Origin of the sequence: Rhodococcus sp. RDE2, assembly GCF_020885655.1 — a bacterium.
Classification (GTDB): domain Bacteria; phylum Actinomycetota; class Actinomycetes; order Mycobacteriales; family Mycobacteriaceae; genus Rhodococcus; species Rhodococcus pyridinivorans.
Map to the genome: position 1 here is coordinate 1717832 of NZ_AP025186.1, position 15731 is coordinate 1733562.

The following is a 15731-nucleotide window of genomic DNA, read 5'->3' on the forward strand; positions in this document are numbered from 1 at the left end:
TGCGCAAATGACACACAATGGATTTCGGTAACGAGTCGTCAAGTGGGAAAGGCAATTCAAGGTCAATTCACCCGCCCGCTCCGGTCTGGCTGACACTTGCGGGAGGCCTGGCGTTTTCGGGATGCGCGATGATCGAAGCAGTCTTGGGAATCCATGCGAGAGACTACGAGTCCGTCGAGGTTCGATCCGGACCGCCCACTCGGACGGACGACGACGCAGGGGGCGGCGGCGTAGAACTCGGAAGACTGCTTGCCGTAGCGACTTTGACGCCTGCGCAGGCCGCGCTGCTCGTCACCGATGCGGTTGATCAACTCGAACTCGCGCACACCCGGGGTCACCATCCGATCCGCCTTCGCGGCGACGCTGTGATGGTGTCCGAGGGTGGTCAGCTCACGATCGACTGCGTCAAGAACGCACGCTCCTGGGACGAGGTACGCGACGCGACAGCCGATCTTCTTCGCCGAATCGTGACGAACTGCCGCAACGAAGCGCTCGAGGAGAGAGTGGACGCGGCGATCGCCGAGTCGACGGATCTCGTCGGTCTGGCGAGACGCGTTCGTTATGCTGCCGCAACCGAATTCGACGAAACCGAGGTCGAAAGGAAACGATCGCAGATCGCCGCGCTCGTCTCGGTGGTGAAGGGAACTGCTCGTCCGGTGGACGGTACGGCGGAGTGGACGAACGTGCCGCGCCTGACGGAAGAGAGGACCTTCGTCCCGAATCGCCGTCGCCCGCCGGCGGGAAAGGTGTGGCATCGCAAGAAGCGACGGCTGCCGCGACGCCGGACCGTCATGGCGCTGCTCGCGATCATCGCGCTCGTCGGGCTGGTGTGGGTGGCTCCCACGGCGTGGTCGGAACTGAATCGGGGCTGGCACACCCTTCTCGACCCGGTGGACTCGTCGATGGACGACCGGATCGATCCGGTCTCACCACCGCCACCGGTGCCCGAAGCGGCACCGGAGGCGGGCGTGCCCGGTCCCGTCGACACCGGCCTTCCCGGAAGCGCCGGACCGATCACGCAGGTTGCCGCGAGCTTCGCGAACGGTCCGTGCGAGCCGGGAGAATCGTGCACCGTGCGCGTCGACGTCGGGCTCGACCCCGCGGCGAATATCGGTGCGGTCACATGGAATCTGACCGTCTACGACCGATGTACGGGCGTGACACTGCCGGGCGGGGAGGTCACTGTGCCGGTGCCACCGGGAGGCCTGGAGGCCTACGGCATCGGAAGCGTCGACCTGCCACCCGGGTCGGCACTCGCCGTCGCCGCGGTCACCACCGTCCCTGCAGCGGCCGCGTCCGAGCCGATGTACGTTCCCGTCGAGAATGCCGCCTGCGTGCCCGGGGGCTCTCGTGACGGCGGATAGGCACCCGTCCGATCCCTGGCTCGTCACGGCGGCCGTCGCCCTGGTGGCTCTCGGCATGCTCAATATGATCTCGACGGGCATGTCGTCGCTCGCAGTGCGTCACGCCCTGCTCGCTGCCGTGGGGATCGGTGCGATGTGGGTGACGTCGCGCATGCGGATCGCCGCTCTGAGCCGGTTCGGGTGGGCACTGTTCACCGCGTCGGTGGTCCTGCTCGCGGCGGTGCCGCTGGTGGGCATCGCGACCAAGGGCGCTCAACGCTGGCTGGACCTGGGTGTGTTCACCCTGCAGCCCTCCGAGATCGCCAAGCTGGCGTTGGTCATGGTGCCCGCCGCGATACTGGCCGGCGGATACACGCTCGGCAGGTTCGTGGGGGTCCTGATCGTGTCGGCGGTGCCGATCGCCCTGGTGGCACTGCAGCCCGACCTCTCGACCGCCGTCGTGCTCGTGGCGACCGTGCTGCTCATGCTGATCCTGGCGAGAGTCCCGCTGCGGTCGCTGTTCCCGCTGTTCGCGCTCGGGCTCGCGTCGCTGCCGATGGCCGTGTTGTTCCTGCGTCCGTATCAGCTCGAGCGGATCCACGTCTTCCTGTCGAACGACGCCGACCCGCAGGGATCGGGGTGGGCGGCGTGGCAGGCGGACATCGCGATCGGCAGTGCGGGGTGGTGGGGCCTCGGACGCGAACCGGACTACGACCTGCGGGCGCAATATCTCCCCGAGTCGGAACACGACCTGGCCTTCGCGAGCCTGGTGTACGGGTGGGGTCTGGTCGCCGGCATCGCCGTGGTGGCGGCCGTCGTGATCATCGTGTGGCGTTCCGTGGTCGCCGCCCGCGTCGCACGCACCCGGGAGGCGGCACTCGTCGCAGCGGGCATCGGTGGTGTGTTCGGACTGCACACCGTGGTGTCGGTGGCCCAGAGCCTGTCGCTGCTACCGCACACCGGCATGCCGATCCCGATCTTCAGCTACGGGGGCACCGCCTCGATCATCGGGTTCGTCTCGATCGGGTTGGTGCTCGCAGTGCGCCGCGACGGGGTGACCCGGCCGCTGTGGGTGACCGACCCCAAGAAGCGGCGTCTGCCGCGAGGAGTGTCGGTGGGTGCGCTGACGCTGACGGCCTCGCTCGCCGCCATGTCGGTGTTCGCGTGGCAGATGCAGACCGAGCACGGCACCGAGTTCCGCGCGACGAGCGACACGCAGATGCTGCGCTGCATCCGCCTGCCCGCCGAACGCGGCCACATCCTCGACCGGACCGGCGTTCCCGTCGCGACCAATGTCGCCGAGTACACCGTCGCGGTGGTTGCCCGAATGTTCGCCGAGGGTGTCCCGTCGGCGCGCTACGAACTCGCCGCCCTGCTCGGTATGCCCCCGGAGAAGCTCGACGAGGAACTGCGGAGCAGTACCGGCGGGGACATCCAGGTCGTGCTCGGGAGAGTCGGGCCCGACCAGGCCCGGGCGATCGTGGACGCTCAGCTGCCCTGGGTGCTCGTCTACCCGACGGGGCGCAGGCAGTACCCGCACGGAGAGGTGCTCGCCTCGCTTCTCGGGTACGTCGGCATCGCGGACGAGCAGGACATGGAACTCTGGCCGACCCTCGCGCTCGGATCACGGGTCGGCAAGGCCGGGCTCGAGCGGCAGTACGACGCGTTGCTGCGCGGCGTCGACGGCCGTCAATGCGTGTACGTCGATCCATCCGGGCGCCCGGTGGGCACGGGGGAGCGGGTGGATCCGATCCGCGGCCACGACCTGCGGTTGCACCTCGATGTCGGTATGCAGCAGGCCGCGACCGACGCGCTCGCGCAGACGGTGCGCACCAGCGGAGGCGACCTCGGTGCCGCGGTCGTGATGGACGCCCGCACCGGCGCGGTGTTGGCGCTGGCCAGCGTCCCCGGCTACGACAACAACGTCTACGGACCCCCGGCCGACCTGGCCGCGATCGCGGCGCAGACCGAGGCATCGGGTCCGGGCCGCATGCTCAACCATGCGGTGCAGACGGCAGTGCCACCGGGGTCGACGTTCAAGATCGTGACGGCGTCGACGAACGCCGCGTTCGACGTGCTGTCCCCGGATGCCTTCCTGGCGGGTGGTGCGGCCTACACCTACGGCGGTCACACCTTCGCCAACTGGCAGCCGATGGGCCCGAACAACCTGCTCGGGGCGATCCAGTGGTCCGACAACGTCTACTTCTACCAACTGGCCGACCTTCTCGGTCCCTACCGCATCGCGCAGATCGCTTCCGAGCTCGGCGCGGGTGCCCCCTCGGGGATCGATCTGCCGGCCGAGTCCGCGGGCTTCCTCGGTACTCCGGACAACGTCGAGAGCATCGGAGGTGCCTGGTATCCGGGTTCGACCCTGCTCATGGGAATCGGGCAGGGCACTGTCACCGCGACGCCGATCCAGGTCGCGCGGTGGACGGCGGGTATCGCGTCGGGGCAGATGGTGACCCCGAAGCTTGCTGCCGCCTACGGACCCGGTGACGCAGTTCCGATTCCTACCGAGCAACCGCGGCCGTTGTCGTTCGCCGACAAGCTCGAACCGGTGCGCGCGGGCATGCGGGCATCGGCGTCGGCCGGCACCGCCGGTCAGCTCGCGAGCCTGCCGGTCACGGCCGCCGCCAAGACCGGCACGGCAGAGGATCCGTCGGCACCGGGCAAGGGACTCAACGCCTGGTTCTCCGCGGTGGTGCCCGCCGAGTCGCCGGAGGTCGTGGTGACGGCGCTGGTGCGCGGCGGCGGATTCGGATCGGCCACCTCGGGACCGGTCGTCAAGGGTCTGCTCGAGCGCTACCTCGCGCAGATCCGGACGCCGAATCCCTGAGGGGTCAGGCCGCGTAGGCGGCGATCACGTCGGCGTGTTCGATACAGGAGGTCGCCCCTTCGGCGACGCAGGTGAGGGGACGCTCGGCGGTCTTCACCGGCAGGCCGAAGGCCTCCTCGAGCAGTTGCGGCACACCGCGCAGCATCGATCCTCCGCCGATCGCCAGAATGCCTTCGGCCATCACGTCGCTGATCGCACGCGGCGGCAGGTCGTCCAGGCAGCTCGACAGCGTCTGCACGATGCTCGTCGTGGTGGGCCGAACCGCATCCATGATCTCCTCGGTCTCGAGCGTCACCAGACGCGCGCGGCCGGTCGCGGCGTCGCGACCTTCCACCACGAGCGACCGTTCGTCGGCGGTCTCGGGCGCACCCACCTTGGCGCGCTCGGCAGTGAGTTCACCGACGATGATCTGGTGTTCAGCGCGCAGGTATCGGAGGATCGCGCTCGTCAGGTCGTCCCCGGCGATGCGGCAACTGCGGTGCGACAGGACACCGCCGTAGCAGAGAGCGGTGACTTCCGAAGTGCCGCCACCGATGTCGACGACGAGATGGGTCCGGGGCTCGAGCGGGTCGATCCCGCACCCGATGGCACCGGCGACCGGCTCGGGAATCAATCCGACCTTCCGCAGACCGGCCTCGTGCCCCACCTCGAGCAGCGCACGACGCTCGAGCGGCGTGGCCCCGGCGGGAGCCGCGATGACGCCCATGGGCCGGATGCCGTAGCGGCGGCGTGGGGCGAGCTGGGCGAGCACGGCCGTGACGAATGTCCGTGCCGTTTCGAGATCGACGATCACCCCGTCGCGTATCGGGTGGACGGGGGTGATCCCACCGGGTGTGCGGTCGACGAGGTCGCTCGCCTCCTTGCCGATCGCGAGCGCGCGGCGCGGTTCCTTCGTCCGAACCATCATCAGTGACGGTTCGTTGAGGACTATGCCCTCGTCGGGCGTTCCGACGACGGTGTTGGCTGTTCCGAGATCGATACCGAATCCACGCACGTCGGCCTCCGAGAGGATCCCAGCGAAATTTTCCGGATGGTGTCCAGCGGCATCGTGATGATGTCGTGTACCGCTCAGGTTACCGCCGCCGAATTCCCTTACGCGCGTTGTTCACCGGAATGATATGGCGCGTTGTGCCGCTGAGTGCCCCACTCGTCTCGGGTGACCGGATCAGGCGGGATCGAGTTGCAGCACAACCTCGACGTGACCGCGTTCGTCGCGTGTCGCGACGGCGTGGCCGGTGCGTCCCTTGTCGTCGAGTTGGATGCTCATGGGAGCACCGGCGCCGAGAAAGTTGCGCCACCAGGACTTCTCGTCGGGCATCGCGACGCCGATCGTCACGGAGTCGCCCGAACGTCGGTAACTGATCGGCAACGTGATCTTCCTGCCGGATTTTCGACCCGTGTACGTGATCGGTGCGACATAGTTACGGATCCGGTTACCGATGACGGGTAGACCGGCGGCTGCCATGACCATGGAGTTGAAGGGACCTGCGAGACGGAACAGTGAACCGGCAATTGTCATGTCTACCTCCCGCAGACACGGTACGGGAAGGCGTAACCGTCCGACATCGGTTCGACTTCGGCCGGCCCACGACGATCTTCGCGCAGTGGGCCGGTGCGCACGTCGACGAGTTCCGCTGAGGTCTACTCCTCTGCCGGCCTCTACCCCTCTTCGGAAGCAGTGCTGGGAGGAGCCGGTATCACCGCGGTCGTCAGGGTGATGCGCATTCGGTCGTCACCGGTATCCGTGCGATACGGGGCGAGGATGTCGGCGAGCCTGCTCTGGATCTCCGCGAGATCGTCGGTCGTGACGTAGAGCGGGGTGGTCCCGAAACCCAGATAGTCCCGCAGGCTCCGATCGTCGTCCCCGATGAACTTGTCGAAGCTCTCGCCGAGCGCACCCAGGAAGGTGACGAAGGCATTGCGCAGTTCGGCGTCGCTCATCGCCGCGAGGTCGTCGTGGCCGACGTGTGCCATGCGGTCGCCGAGCGCGAGGGTGCGTTCTACGGTTCCACGCACGCGACGTTCGTCGACGACGGTGACGATCTCGGCGTCGATCAATGCTGCGACGTGCCGGTAGAGCGTGGCCTGGGTGACGTCGGGTAGTGCCGACCGGAGTTCGCTCGTGGTCAGCTGCCGTCCTCCGAGTTGCTGCACGATCCGCAGTCGAACCGGATGCAGCACCACTTCCGCGATCGGGGACGTCTTCGCCATCGGTACCTACCCATCATTGTTATCACCGTGATAATGTTCTCAGTGCTGTAGTCAGTTTACCGTCGACGGAAGGTCCGACGTCATGGCCGAAACGACATACGACAACGCAACCCTCCACCTGTCCTTCTCTCGGTGGGAAGCCTTCATGGTCCGCCGATCCGCGATGGAGGTGCCGATCTCGGCGATCACCGGCGTGGAGGTCCTTCCGGGATGGACGTCCGAGATCCTCGGCATCAGATCGGGCATGGTGATCTCCGGCTTCTTGAAGGTGGGCACCTTCCGGCACCCGCGCGGCATCAAGCGCCTGGTCGCCATGAAGCGAGGTCATCCGGTGCTGCGTGTCGCGCTGGGTGGCCCGGGCGTCGAGTTCGACGAACTTCTCCTGAGCTCTCCGGAGGCGTACACCCTCGCGGACGCCCTGCGCTCGGCCGGGGTCCGATGAGCGGCGGCCTCAGTCGGTGAGTTCCGCGAACAGGGCCCGCGCCGCCTCCACGGTCGCGTTCTCGTCGCCGGCGATCACGGCGGCGACCAGAGCGGTGTGTTCCGGTTCGAAGCCGAGACCGGTGACGCGGACGTGCCGGTCGATGGTCCGCCGGATCGACGGGAGCAGCGAGTCGTAGAACTCGAGGTACACCGCGTTGTGGCTGGCCTCGACGATGCCGCGGTGCAAGGCGACGTCGGCGGCCACCGCGGCGTCGGTGTCGGATCCGGCGAACAGCCGGTTGCGTTCGGCGAGCAACTGCTCGAGCCGGGCCACGTCGTCGGGGGTGCGTCGTCGCGCGGCCAGGACGGCGGCGGTGACGTCGAGTGCCTGCCGCAGTTCGAGGACGTCGCGTTCGTGGGCGGTGGCGAAGTATTTGCCGAGGGTGCCGGTGACGTCGGAGGTCGCGATGACATAGGTGCCCGAGCCCTGGCGGCGTTCGAGCATGCCGGTGTGGACGAGTGCCTGCACGGCCTCGCGGACGGTGTTGCGTCCGGTGCCGGTGAACTCGCACAGCTGCGGTTCGGTGGGGATCTTCTCGCCCACCTTCCAGCGACCGCTGCAGATCTCACTGCGCAACTGCTCGGTGACCTGCTCGATCAGGTTCGTCCGCTGAACAGGTTTTCCCAAAGTCATCCCATCATCCTATGATTTCCGGTGTGAGTCTTCTGCGTGGCCGGCTGCTGGTGTTCTGTGCGATCGCGATGTCGGCCCTCGTGCTGAGACTTGCGGTCACCTCGTTCAGCCCGCTCGCCGCGCAGATCAGTGAGGAGATCGGCTTCTCGTCCACGGTCGTCGGTGTCTTCGGCATGATCCCGACCGCGATGTTCGCGGCCTTCGGACTCGCCACCCCGGCGCTCGGCCGACGATGGGGACTCGAACGCACCGCGCTGATCGCGATGCTCATGGCCGGCGTGGGCATGGCGACCCGCGCGCTCATGACCGACACGTGGTCGCTGCTGCTCCTGTCGGGTCTCGCGCTCGGTGGGATGGGCATCGGCAACGTCGTCATCCCTCCTCTGGTCAAGCGCTACTTCTCCGACACGCTGGCACTCGTCAGCTCGGTATACATCGTCGGCGTGCAGCTGAGCACCATCGTGCCCGCTTTCGTCGCGGTTCCCCTCGCCGACGCCTTCGGCTGGCGCGTCTCGCTCGGGGTGTGGGCGCTCGTCGGATTCGCCGCGGCCGTCCCGTGGGTGTGGGTGCTGCTGCGTCATCGGAATGCCGATACCGGGGAGGTGGCTCCCGTCGACCCGAAGACTGACGGCAGAGTGTGGCGGTCGCCGGTGGGCTGGGGGATGGCCGGCATGTTCGGCATGACCTCGCTCGTCACCTACTCGATGTTCACGTGGATCCCGGACATCCTCGCCGACGCCGGAGCCAGTCCCGCCTTCGGAGGCGCGATGGTGGGACTGTTCGCCCTGCTCGGGTTGGTCTCCGCGTTCGGCGCTCCGTCGCTGTGCGCGCGGATGGAGAATCCGTTCCCCGTGGTCGTGGCGTGCGCGTCGTGCTTCCTCATCGCGTTCGCCGGTCTGTGGATCGCGCCGATGAGCGCGCCCATCTTGTGGATCGTCCTGCTCGGACTCGGGCCGAGCACGTTCCCGATGGCCCTGACGCTCATCAACCTGCGCTCCCGCAGCCATGCCGGATCCGCCGCTCTCTCGGGATTCACCCAGGGCGTCGGCTACACCGTCGCGTGCCTGGGCCCGCTGCTGTTCGGTGTCTTCCACGACCTCACCTCGGGCTGGACGGCCTCGTTCGCCTTCATGACCGTCGCCGTCGCCGTGTTGGTGACCGGCGCCTATCAGGCCTGCAAGCCGCGGGTGGTCGAGGACAGCTGGAACGCTCGCCCGATCTCGGTGGGTTAGACCCCGCTCAGCGGGGCCGGATCCACCGAAATCGTCGTTCGGTCCTGAGCCTTCCGGGAACGTCCCATTGAGCGGGCGCGTCCTTGGATCGTCTCGCCCGGGTCGACAGAGTCGAGGTGATGGGCGTCACGCAACCGCTGTGACCCCATCGATTCCGTCCCTGCGATCCCCAGGAGTGCTGAATGGAGCAGCCTGCGTCGGCCCCCACCGAGGAAACGAACACAGCACGCGACGTACAGAGCCCGCCGTCCGGTGACATCGCGCAACTGCGGAAGGTCACCCTCTCGAGCCTGCTCGGCACCACCATCGAGTACTACGACTTCCTGCTCTACAGCACGATGGCCGCCCTCGTCTTCGGCGACCTGTTCTTCCCGTCGTCGAGCTCGGCGGTCTCGACGATCGCCGCCTTCGGAACACTCGCCGCCGGCTACGTCGCACGACCACTCGGTGGCCTGGTGTTCGGGCACTTCGGCGACCGCCTCGGGCGCAAGTCGATGCTCGTCATCACGATGGTGATGATGGGTATCGCCAGTTTCGCGATCGGCATCTTGCCCACCTACGACCAGATCGGCATGCTGGCGCCCGTCCTGCTCGTGACGCTGCGCGTCGTGCAGGGCGTCGCTGTCGGTGGCGAGTGGGGTGGCGCGGCACTGATGGTCGCCGAGCACTCCGACGACCGTCGTCGCGGGCTGTGGACCGGCCTCATGCAGCTCGGTTCGCCGATCGGATTCCTGCTGTCGACGTCGGCCGTGATGCTCGCGACCCTGCTCCCGGACGCCTCGTTCGAGTCATGGGGGTGGCGACTCCCGTTCATCGCCAGCGCCGCGCTCCTGGCGATCGGCCTCTACGTGCGCATGAGCGTCGTCGAGAGTCCGGTCTTCGAGCAGGCTGCGGCGAAAGCGGAGGTCGCCGCCGAGGCGAAACCGCCGGTACTGCAACTGCTCCGACGTCCACGCCCGCTCGTTCTCGCGTGTGCGGTGGGTATCGGCCCGTTCGCGATGACCGCGCTGATCACGTCGCACATCATTGCCTACACGACATCGGTGGGATACAGCTCGTCGACCGTCATGCGGATTCTGGTGCTGATGTCGGTCGTCTCGATCGTCGCGATCCCCGGCTTCTCGGCGTTGTCCGACCGTGTAGGACGTCGCGCCGTGAGTCTGACGGGGGCGGCGGTCGCGGTGCTGTATGCCTTCCCGCTGTACATGATGATCAACTCTGGTTCGATCGCGCTGCTCACGGTCGCGTTGCTGTTCGGGCAGGTCGTGCAGTCGGCGATGTACGCGCCGCTCGCACCGATGCTGTCGGAGATGTTCGGCACCGACGTGCGGTACACCGGGGTGTCGTTCGGTTACCAGTTCGCCAGCCTGATCGGCGCGGGCTTCACACCGATGATCGCTGCGAGCCTGCTGGTCGCGTCGGACGGATCGAGTCTGCCGCTGAGCCTCATCCTCGTGGGTACCGCCTGTGTGACGATCCTCGCCGCGTGGATCGCGTCGGAGACCCGGGGCAAGAACCTCGCCGCGACCCGGACCGAACACAACTGACGTCGATTTCGGTGGGTTCGACCCCGCTGAGCGGGGACGAACCCACCCAAGTCGTATGGCTGCTCTACTGGAAGGAGACACCGAGAGCAGAGGAGGACCTCGATGAGCGACACGAAGCCGAACACCGTCTCCGCGGAGTGGCTGTACGAGCAGTTGGGGGACGAGGACCTCGTCGTCGTCGACGCCACCGTGCACCTGAGCACGCCGCCGGACGGGTCCGTGCACATCGAACCCGGGTTGGCGACCTACCTGGAAGAGCACATTCCCGGCGCGGTCTACGCCGACCTGTTCACGGACTTCTCCGATCACGAAGCACCGCAACCGTTCACCGCGGCGTCGTCGGAACGGTTCGCCACCGCCGCCGGTGCGGTCGGCATCGGCGAGGGACGCCGCGTGGTGCTGTACGACCAGAAGAACGGCATCTGGGCCGCGCGACTGTGGTGGCAGCTGCGGCTCGAAGGCTTCGACGACGCCGCCGTGCTCGACGGCGGACTACCCGCCTGGAAGGCCGCCGGATATCCGGTCTCGGACGAGCAGGTGGTCCCGCACGGTGCGACGTTCACTTCGCAGCACCGGCCCGAGCTCGTGCGGTCGACGGAGGAGATCGCGGCGTCGCTCGACGACCCGAACACACTGATCATCAACGCCCTGGATCCCGCGACCTACCGCGGGGAGAGCCCGTCCTACCCGCGACGCGGGCACATCCCGGGCAGCATCAACATCCCCTTCGGTGATCTCGTCGACCCGTCGACCGGACGCTTGAAGCCGGCGGCGGAACTGCGCGAGATCTTCGACAAGGCGGGCGCTCTGAACCCGGACGTCAAGCCGGTGACCTACTGCGGCGGCGGCATCGCGGCCTCCGGACTCGCGCACGCGCTCGCAGCTGCAGGTCGGTCGGACGTTGCGGTGTACGACGGTTCGCTCAACGCGTGGACCGCCGACGAATCCCTGCCGCTCGTGGAGGGCCCCGACCCCCGCTGATTCCCGAAACTTCGGTGTTCTCGACGTCGTATAGCGCCGTCGAGAACACCGAAGTCGATTTCACCGTTGCATCATTTAGAGCAAACATGATCTAATCGCTGCCACAAGCGAAAGGCGGCGATGATGATCGCATTTCTGAACTCGACGGCGTTCACTGCACTCGGTACGCCCACCACCTGGGCCGAAGTGTTCGGCTTCGTCAGCGGCGCGTGGTGCGTGTACCTGGTGGGGCGGCAGTCGATCCTCAACTGGCCGATCGGTATCGCCAACAACCTCGTGTGGATCCTGCTCTTCGCGACCGCCGGGCTCTACGCCGATTCCGGACTGCAGGTTGTGTACATCGCGCTCGCCGTGTGGGGGTGGAGCAACTGGGCGCGGGGCAGAGACGGGGATGCCCTGCCGGTGACGGGCACGAACACGACCGAGTGGAGCGTGCTCGCGGTCGTCGGTGTCGCTGCGGTGATCGGGCTGACGGCGTTGCTGGAGGTCGCGACGAACTCGACCGTCGCGTTCTGGGACGCGACCACCACCGTGCTGTCGTTGCTCGCGACGTGGGGGCAGGCGAAGAAACGGTGGGAGTCGTGGCTGCTGTGGATCGCCGCCGACCTGATCTACATCCCGCTCTACCTGCACAAGGGACTGACGCTCACGGCACTGCTGTACGCAGGTTTCCTGCTCCTGTGCATTCGGGGCCTGGTTGCCTGGCGACGCTCCATGGCGGTCGAGCGGCAACTGGTGGAGGTGCAGTGATGTATCGGCACGCACTCGTCATCGGGAAGTTCTATCCACCTCACGTCGGTCACCATCACCTCGTCCGGCGCGCTGCGGAAATCGCCGAACGCGTCACCGTCGTCGTCATGTCCTCTGCAGCAGAGACGATTCCGTTGGGTGACCGCGTGTCGTGGATGCGCGAATCACACGCCGTCGACACGCCGGTCACCGTGACGGGAATTCCGTGCGACGCATCGATGGACCTGGAATCGGACACCGTATGGGCCGGGCAGGTCGCCTGTATGAAAGCAGCCGTGCGCACCGTCACCGATGTTCCGGTCGATGCGGTGGTCTCCAGCGAGAAGTACGGTGACGAGCTCGCTCGACGCTTCTCGGCCACGCACGTGTGCGTCGACCCGCTGCGTGTCGCGCATCCCGCCTCCGGCACAGCCTGCCGTAATGATCTCGCCGGGCGATGGGACGATCTCGACGCACCGGCCCGTGCCGGCCTCACGACCCGCATCGTCGTCCTCGGCTCCGAATCCACGGGCACCACCACCGTGAGCCGAGAACTGGTGCGTCGATTCCGAAATCGCGGTGGTGTGTGGGAACGAACCGGCTGGGTGCCGGAATACGGACGACAGGTCACCTACGACAAGCTCGGCACCGGAGAGGTGAGCGACATAATCTGGGCCGGAGACGATTTCGAGAGAATCGCCGTCGAACAGACGCGACTCGAGGAGTACGCGGCGAGGGAGGGTGCACCGTTGCTCGTCTGCGACACCGACGCGTTCGCAACGACCGTGTGGGAGCGACGCTATCTCGGCAGCAGTGAGCGGGCGTGGCGCGGTGTCCGCGACCGGCGAGCGCTGTACCTGCTCACCGATCATGACGGTGTTCCGTTCGTGCAGGACGGCATCCGGGACGGCGAACACCTCCGCGCGCAGATGACGGAGTGGTTCGTCGACGCGCTCACTGCCACGGGGCGCTCCTGGGTGTTGCTCACCGGCAGTCTCGAGGAGCGGGTCGATCTGGCGGAACGGGTGGCGGATCAGGCCTTGCGGCTGGGTTCGCAGTTCGGCGCGCCGCTGTAGCGTCGGAATTCGTCTTCCCCCTCTCACGTTATACCGGATCCTCGGCCCTCATGAGGATCGAAAATTGGGTTCATACTCGCCCACACAGCATTGAAGTCGCAGGTGGGGAGCTGGAATGGGCTACGTACAGAATTTTCGGGAGATCGACCGCACGGCGGTGTCGATCGTGGGTGGCAAGGGAGCGAGCCTGGGGGAGTTGTGGCGCATCGACGACGTCGACGTGCCCGACGGGTTCTGCGTGACGACGGACGCCTATCGAACGGTGCTCTCCGAGCTACCGCGTGTCGACGACCTGCTCGAGCGACTCGCGAAGGCCGAACCCGACGACATCGCAGCGCTGAGCACGCAGATCCGTACGGAGATCGAAGAGTGCACGATCCCCGGCGACATCGCGGAGGAGATCGCCGCGCGGGTCCGCGAACTCGGGGAGGACGTGCCCGTCGCGGTGCGCTCGAGCGCGACCGCCGAGGATCTGCCGACGGCGTCGTTCGCGGGGCAACAGGACAGCTACCTGGACGTCCGGGGCGTCGAAGAGGTTCTCCGGCACGTGCGCAGATGCTGGGCCTCGCTGTTCACCGAGCGTGCCGTCGCCTACCGGGTGAACAACGGCTTCGACCATCGGAAGGTACACATGGCGGTGGTCGTGCAGCGGATGGTGTTCCCGCAGGAATCGGGTGTGCTGTTCACCGCCGATCCCGTCACCTCGGATCGCACGGTGTCCTGCGTGGATGCGGTCGCCGGGCTTGGCGACGACCTGGTGTCGGGTCTGGTGAACGCCGACGCGTACGCGGTGCGTGCCGGCGAGGTCGTGGACCGGACGCAGCGCCAGGAGGCACCGGTGCTGAGCGACACGCACCTCGTCGAACTCGTCAAGCTGGGCAGACGCATCGAAGCACACTTCGGGCGTCCCCAGGACATCGAATGGTGCTTGGCCGCCGGCGTCTTCCACATCGTGCAGAGCCGCCCGATCACCACGCTGTTCCCCGTCCCGGAGGCCGGCGACGACGACAACCACGTCTACCTGTCCGTCGGTCACCAGCAGATGATGACCGATCCGCTGAAGCCACTGGGAATCTCCATGTGGCAGTTGACCAGCCGTGCGCCCATGCGACACGCGGGTGGGCGGCTGTTCGTCGACGTCACGCCCATGCTGGCCTCACCCACCCAGGGACCGGGCATCGTCGGGATGATCGGCAGCTCCGACCCGCTCTTCGGCGACGCGCTGCGAACCGTGCTCGATCGAGGATTCGTCCCGACGCGCCCGGACGACCCTGCTGCCGCGCGGGTCGGTCTGCCACCCGCCCCGGACGAGATCGACCCTGCCGTCGTGCCCGAACTCGTGGCGCGCAACGAGGCCGCGATCGCCGAATCGGCGCGTCTCATCGAGAACGAAACCGGTTCGGCGCTACTCGATTTCATCCGCGCCGACATCCGCGAGCTGCAGGAATCGTTGTTCGGTAAGGAGGTCGGAGAGGTGCTCGCCGCCGGTATGCAGGCCGCCGAGCGGCTCAACGAGCTGGGGCAGGAATGGCTGGGGGAGAAGAACGTTGCGGACGTCATCTCCCGCTCGGTGCCCTACAACGTCACCTCGGAGATGGGGTTGGCGCTGCTCGACGTCGCCGATGCCGCGCGCCCATACCCGGACGTCGTAGCGTTCCTGCGCCAGGTCGACGCGGAGGGCTTCGACGACGCACGCTTCCTCGACGCACTCGGCGCGCGTGAGGGCGGACCGCAGGTACGAGCGGCACTCGAGGACTTCCTCGGCAAGTACGGCAGACGGTGTGTCGGGGAAATCGACATCACCCGGCCCAGGTGGGGTGAGCGCCCCACGATGCTGGTGCCGATGATCGTGAGCAATCTCGACAACTTCGAACCCGGTGCCGCGACACAGCGTTTCGACGAGGGCCGCCGGCAAGCGGAGGAGAAGAAGCGCGAACTCCTCGAACGCGTCCGGGGTCTGCCCGACGGGGAGCAGAAGGCGCGGGAGATAGAGAGGCTCGTCGACCGGGTCCGCGCTTTCGCGGGATATCGCGAGTATCCGAAATACGGCATGATCGGCCGCTACTTCGTCTACAAGCAGGCGCTGCTGCGTGAGGCGGAGCGTCTCGTCCGAGCCGGGGTGATCGACGAGAAGGAGGACATCTTCTTCCTGGGGTTCGACGAACTCGAGGACGTGGTGCGCGCACCACGACCGGTCGGCGACCTCGTCGCCGAGCGGAAGCGGGAGTTCGCCTCGTTCGCCCCTCTCACACCCCCTCGGGTATTGCTGTCGACAGGCGAGACACTCACCGGTGCGTACAGCCGTGACGGACTGCCCGACGGTGCCCTGCCCGGTATCGCGGTGTCCACCGGTGTCGTGGAGGGCCGCGCCCGCGTGGTCACCGACATGGACCGGGCCGATCTCGAACCCGGCGACATCCTGGTCACCGCGTTCACCGACCCCAGCTGGACCCCGGCGTTCGTCACCGTCAGCGCGCTGGTGACGGAGGTCGGCGGCGTGATGACCCACGGCGCGGTCATCGCGCGCGAGTACGGGCTGCCGGCCGTCGTGGGTGTCGAGGACGCGACCCGCATCATCCGCGACGGACAGCGCATCCGCGTGCACGGCACGGAAGGGTACGTCGAGATCCTGACCTGAGCCGCGGCGGCGGGACATGTG

The 15731-nt window shown here is 67.2% G+C and carries 13 protein-coding genes; 9 read left to right on the top strand and 4 right to left on the bottom strand.

Annotation, left to right across the window (positions count from 1 at the left end):
* Window positions 1-17: 17 nt before the first annotated feature.
* Together LPH33_RS08030 and LPH33_RS08035 are read left to right on the top strand one after the other, a co-directional pair.
* Window positions 18-1364 (top strand): hypothetical protein, encoded by a 1347-nt coding sequence (locus tag LPH33_RS08030; RefSeq protein ID WP_229567743.1) that lies wholly within the window; start codon window positions 18-20, stop codon window positions 1362-1364.
* Window positions 1351-4179, top strand: coding sequence for an FtsW/RodA/SpoVE family cell cycle protein (locus LPH33_RS08035; protein ID WP_420714480.1), 2829 nt, complete (start codon window positions 1351-1353; stop codon window positions 4177-4179). The genes LPH33_RS08030 and LPH33_RS08035 overlap by 14 nt, the downstream gene beginning before the upstream one ends.
* Window positions 4180-4183: 4 nt before the next feature.
* Here the strand turns inward: LPH33_RS08035 and LPH33_RS08040 are convergent, their stop codons facing one another.
* The 3 genes from LPH33_RS08040 to LPH33_RS08050 all read right to left on the bottom strand — a co-directional run bounded on the left by LPH33_RS08040 (window position 4184) and on the right by LPH33_RS08050 (window position 6390).
* Window positions 4184-5173 carry a rod shape-determining protein gene (locus LPH33_RS08040; RefSeq protein ID WP_229567745.1) on the bottom strand — a complete coding sequence of 330 codons (990 nt, stop codon included), beginning with the start codon at window positions 5171-5173 and terminating at the stop codon, window positions 4184-4186.
* A gap of 171 nt (window positions 5174-5344) precedes the next feature.
* Entirely contained in the window at window positions 5345-5698 is a 354-nt protein-coding gene (locus LPH33_RS08045; protein WP_229567746.1) for a hypothetical protein, read from the bottom strand.
* A gap of 140 nt (window positions 5699-5838) precedes the next feature.
* Window positions 5839-6390, bottom strand: coding sequence for a helix-turn-helix domain-containing protein (locus LPH33_RS08050; protein ID WP_060654406.1), 552 nt, complete (start codon window positions 6388-6390; stop codon window positions 5839-5841).
* An 82-nt stretch (window positions 6391-6472) separates the two neighbouring features.
* Between LPH33_RS08050 and LPH33_RS08055 the strand changes: the two genes are divergently transcribed.
* Window positions 6473-6832 (top strand): hypothetical protein, encoded by a 360-nt coding sequence (locus tag LPH33_RS08055; protein ID WP_059383608.1) that lies wholly within the window; start codon window positions 6473-6475, stop codon window positions 6830-6832.
* Between the two features lie 9 nt (window positions 6833-6841).
* Here the strand turns inward: LPH33_RS08055 and LPH33_RS08060 are convergent, their stop codons facing one another.
* The gene (locus LPH33_RS08060; RefSeq protein WP_016692114.1) at window positions 6842-7507 is read right to left on the bottom strand and encodes a FadR/GntR family transcriptional regulator; all 666 of its coding nucleotides are present in this window, start codon (window positions 7505-7507) and stop codon (window positions 6842-6844) included.
* Between the two features lie 11 nt (window positions 7508-7518).
* Here LPH33_RS08060 and LPH33_RS08065 point away from each other — a divergent pair, with 11 nt between their 5' ends.
* From LPH33_RS08065 to LPH33_RS08090, 6 genes are all read left to right on the top strand, one after another.
* Window positions 7519-8739, top strand: coding sequence for an MFS transporter (locus LPH33_RS08065; protein WP_229567747.1), 1221 nt, complete (start codon window positions 7519-7521; stop codon window positions 8737-8739).
* A 182-nt stretch (window positions 8740-8921) separates the two neighbouring features.
* Entirely contained in the window at window positions 8922-10286 is a 1365-nt protein-coding gene (locus LPH33_RS08070; RefSeq protein WP_229567748.1) for an MFS transporter, read from the top strand.
* A 102-nt stretch (window positions 10287-10388) separates the two neighbouring features.
* Window positions 10389-11267 carry a sulfurtransferase gene (locus LPH33_RS08075; RefSeq protein ID WP_016692111.1) on the top strand — a complete coding sequence of 293 codons (879 nt, stop codon included), beginning with the start codon at window positions 10389-10391 and terminating at the stop codon, window positions 11265-11267.
* A gap of 120 nt (window positions 11268-11387) precedes the next feature.
* The gene (gene pnuC, locus LPH33_RS08080; RefSeq protein WP_016692110.1) at window positions 11388-12017 is read left to right on the top strand and encodes a nicotinamide riboside transporter PnuC; all 630 of its coding nucleotides are present in this window, start codon (window positions 11388-11390) and stop codon (window positions 12015-12017) included.
* Window positions 12017-13072, top strand: a complete 1056-nt coding sequence (locus LPH33_RS08085) for an AAA family ATPase (RefSeq protein WP_229567750.1) — start codon at window positions 12017-12019, stop codon at window positions 13070-13072. The genes pnuC and LPH33_RS08085 overlap by 1 nt, the downstream gene beginning before the upstream one ends.
* Before the next feature lie 115 nt (window positions 13073-13187).
* Window positions 13188-15710: a phosphoenolpyruvate synthase gene (locus LPH33_RS08090; protein ID WP_229567752.1), complete on the top strand. Its 2523-nt coding sequence runs from the start codon at window positions 13188-13190 to the stop codon at window positions 15708-15710.
* Window positions 15711-15731 lie beyond the last annotated feature (21 nt).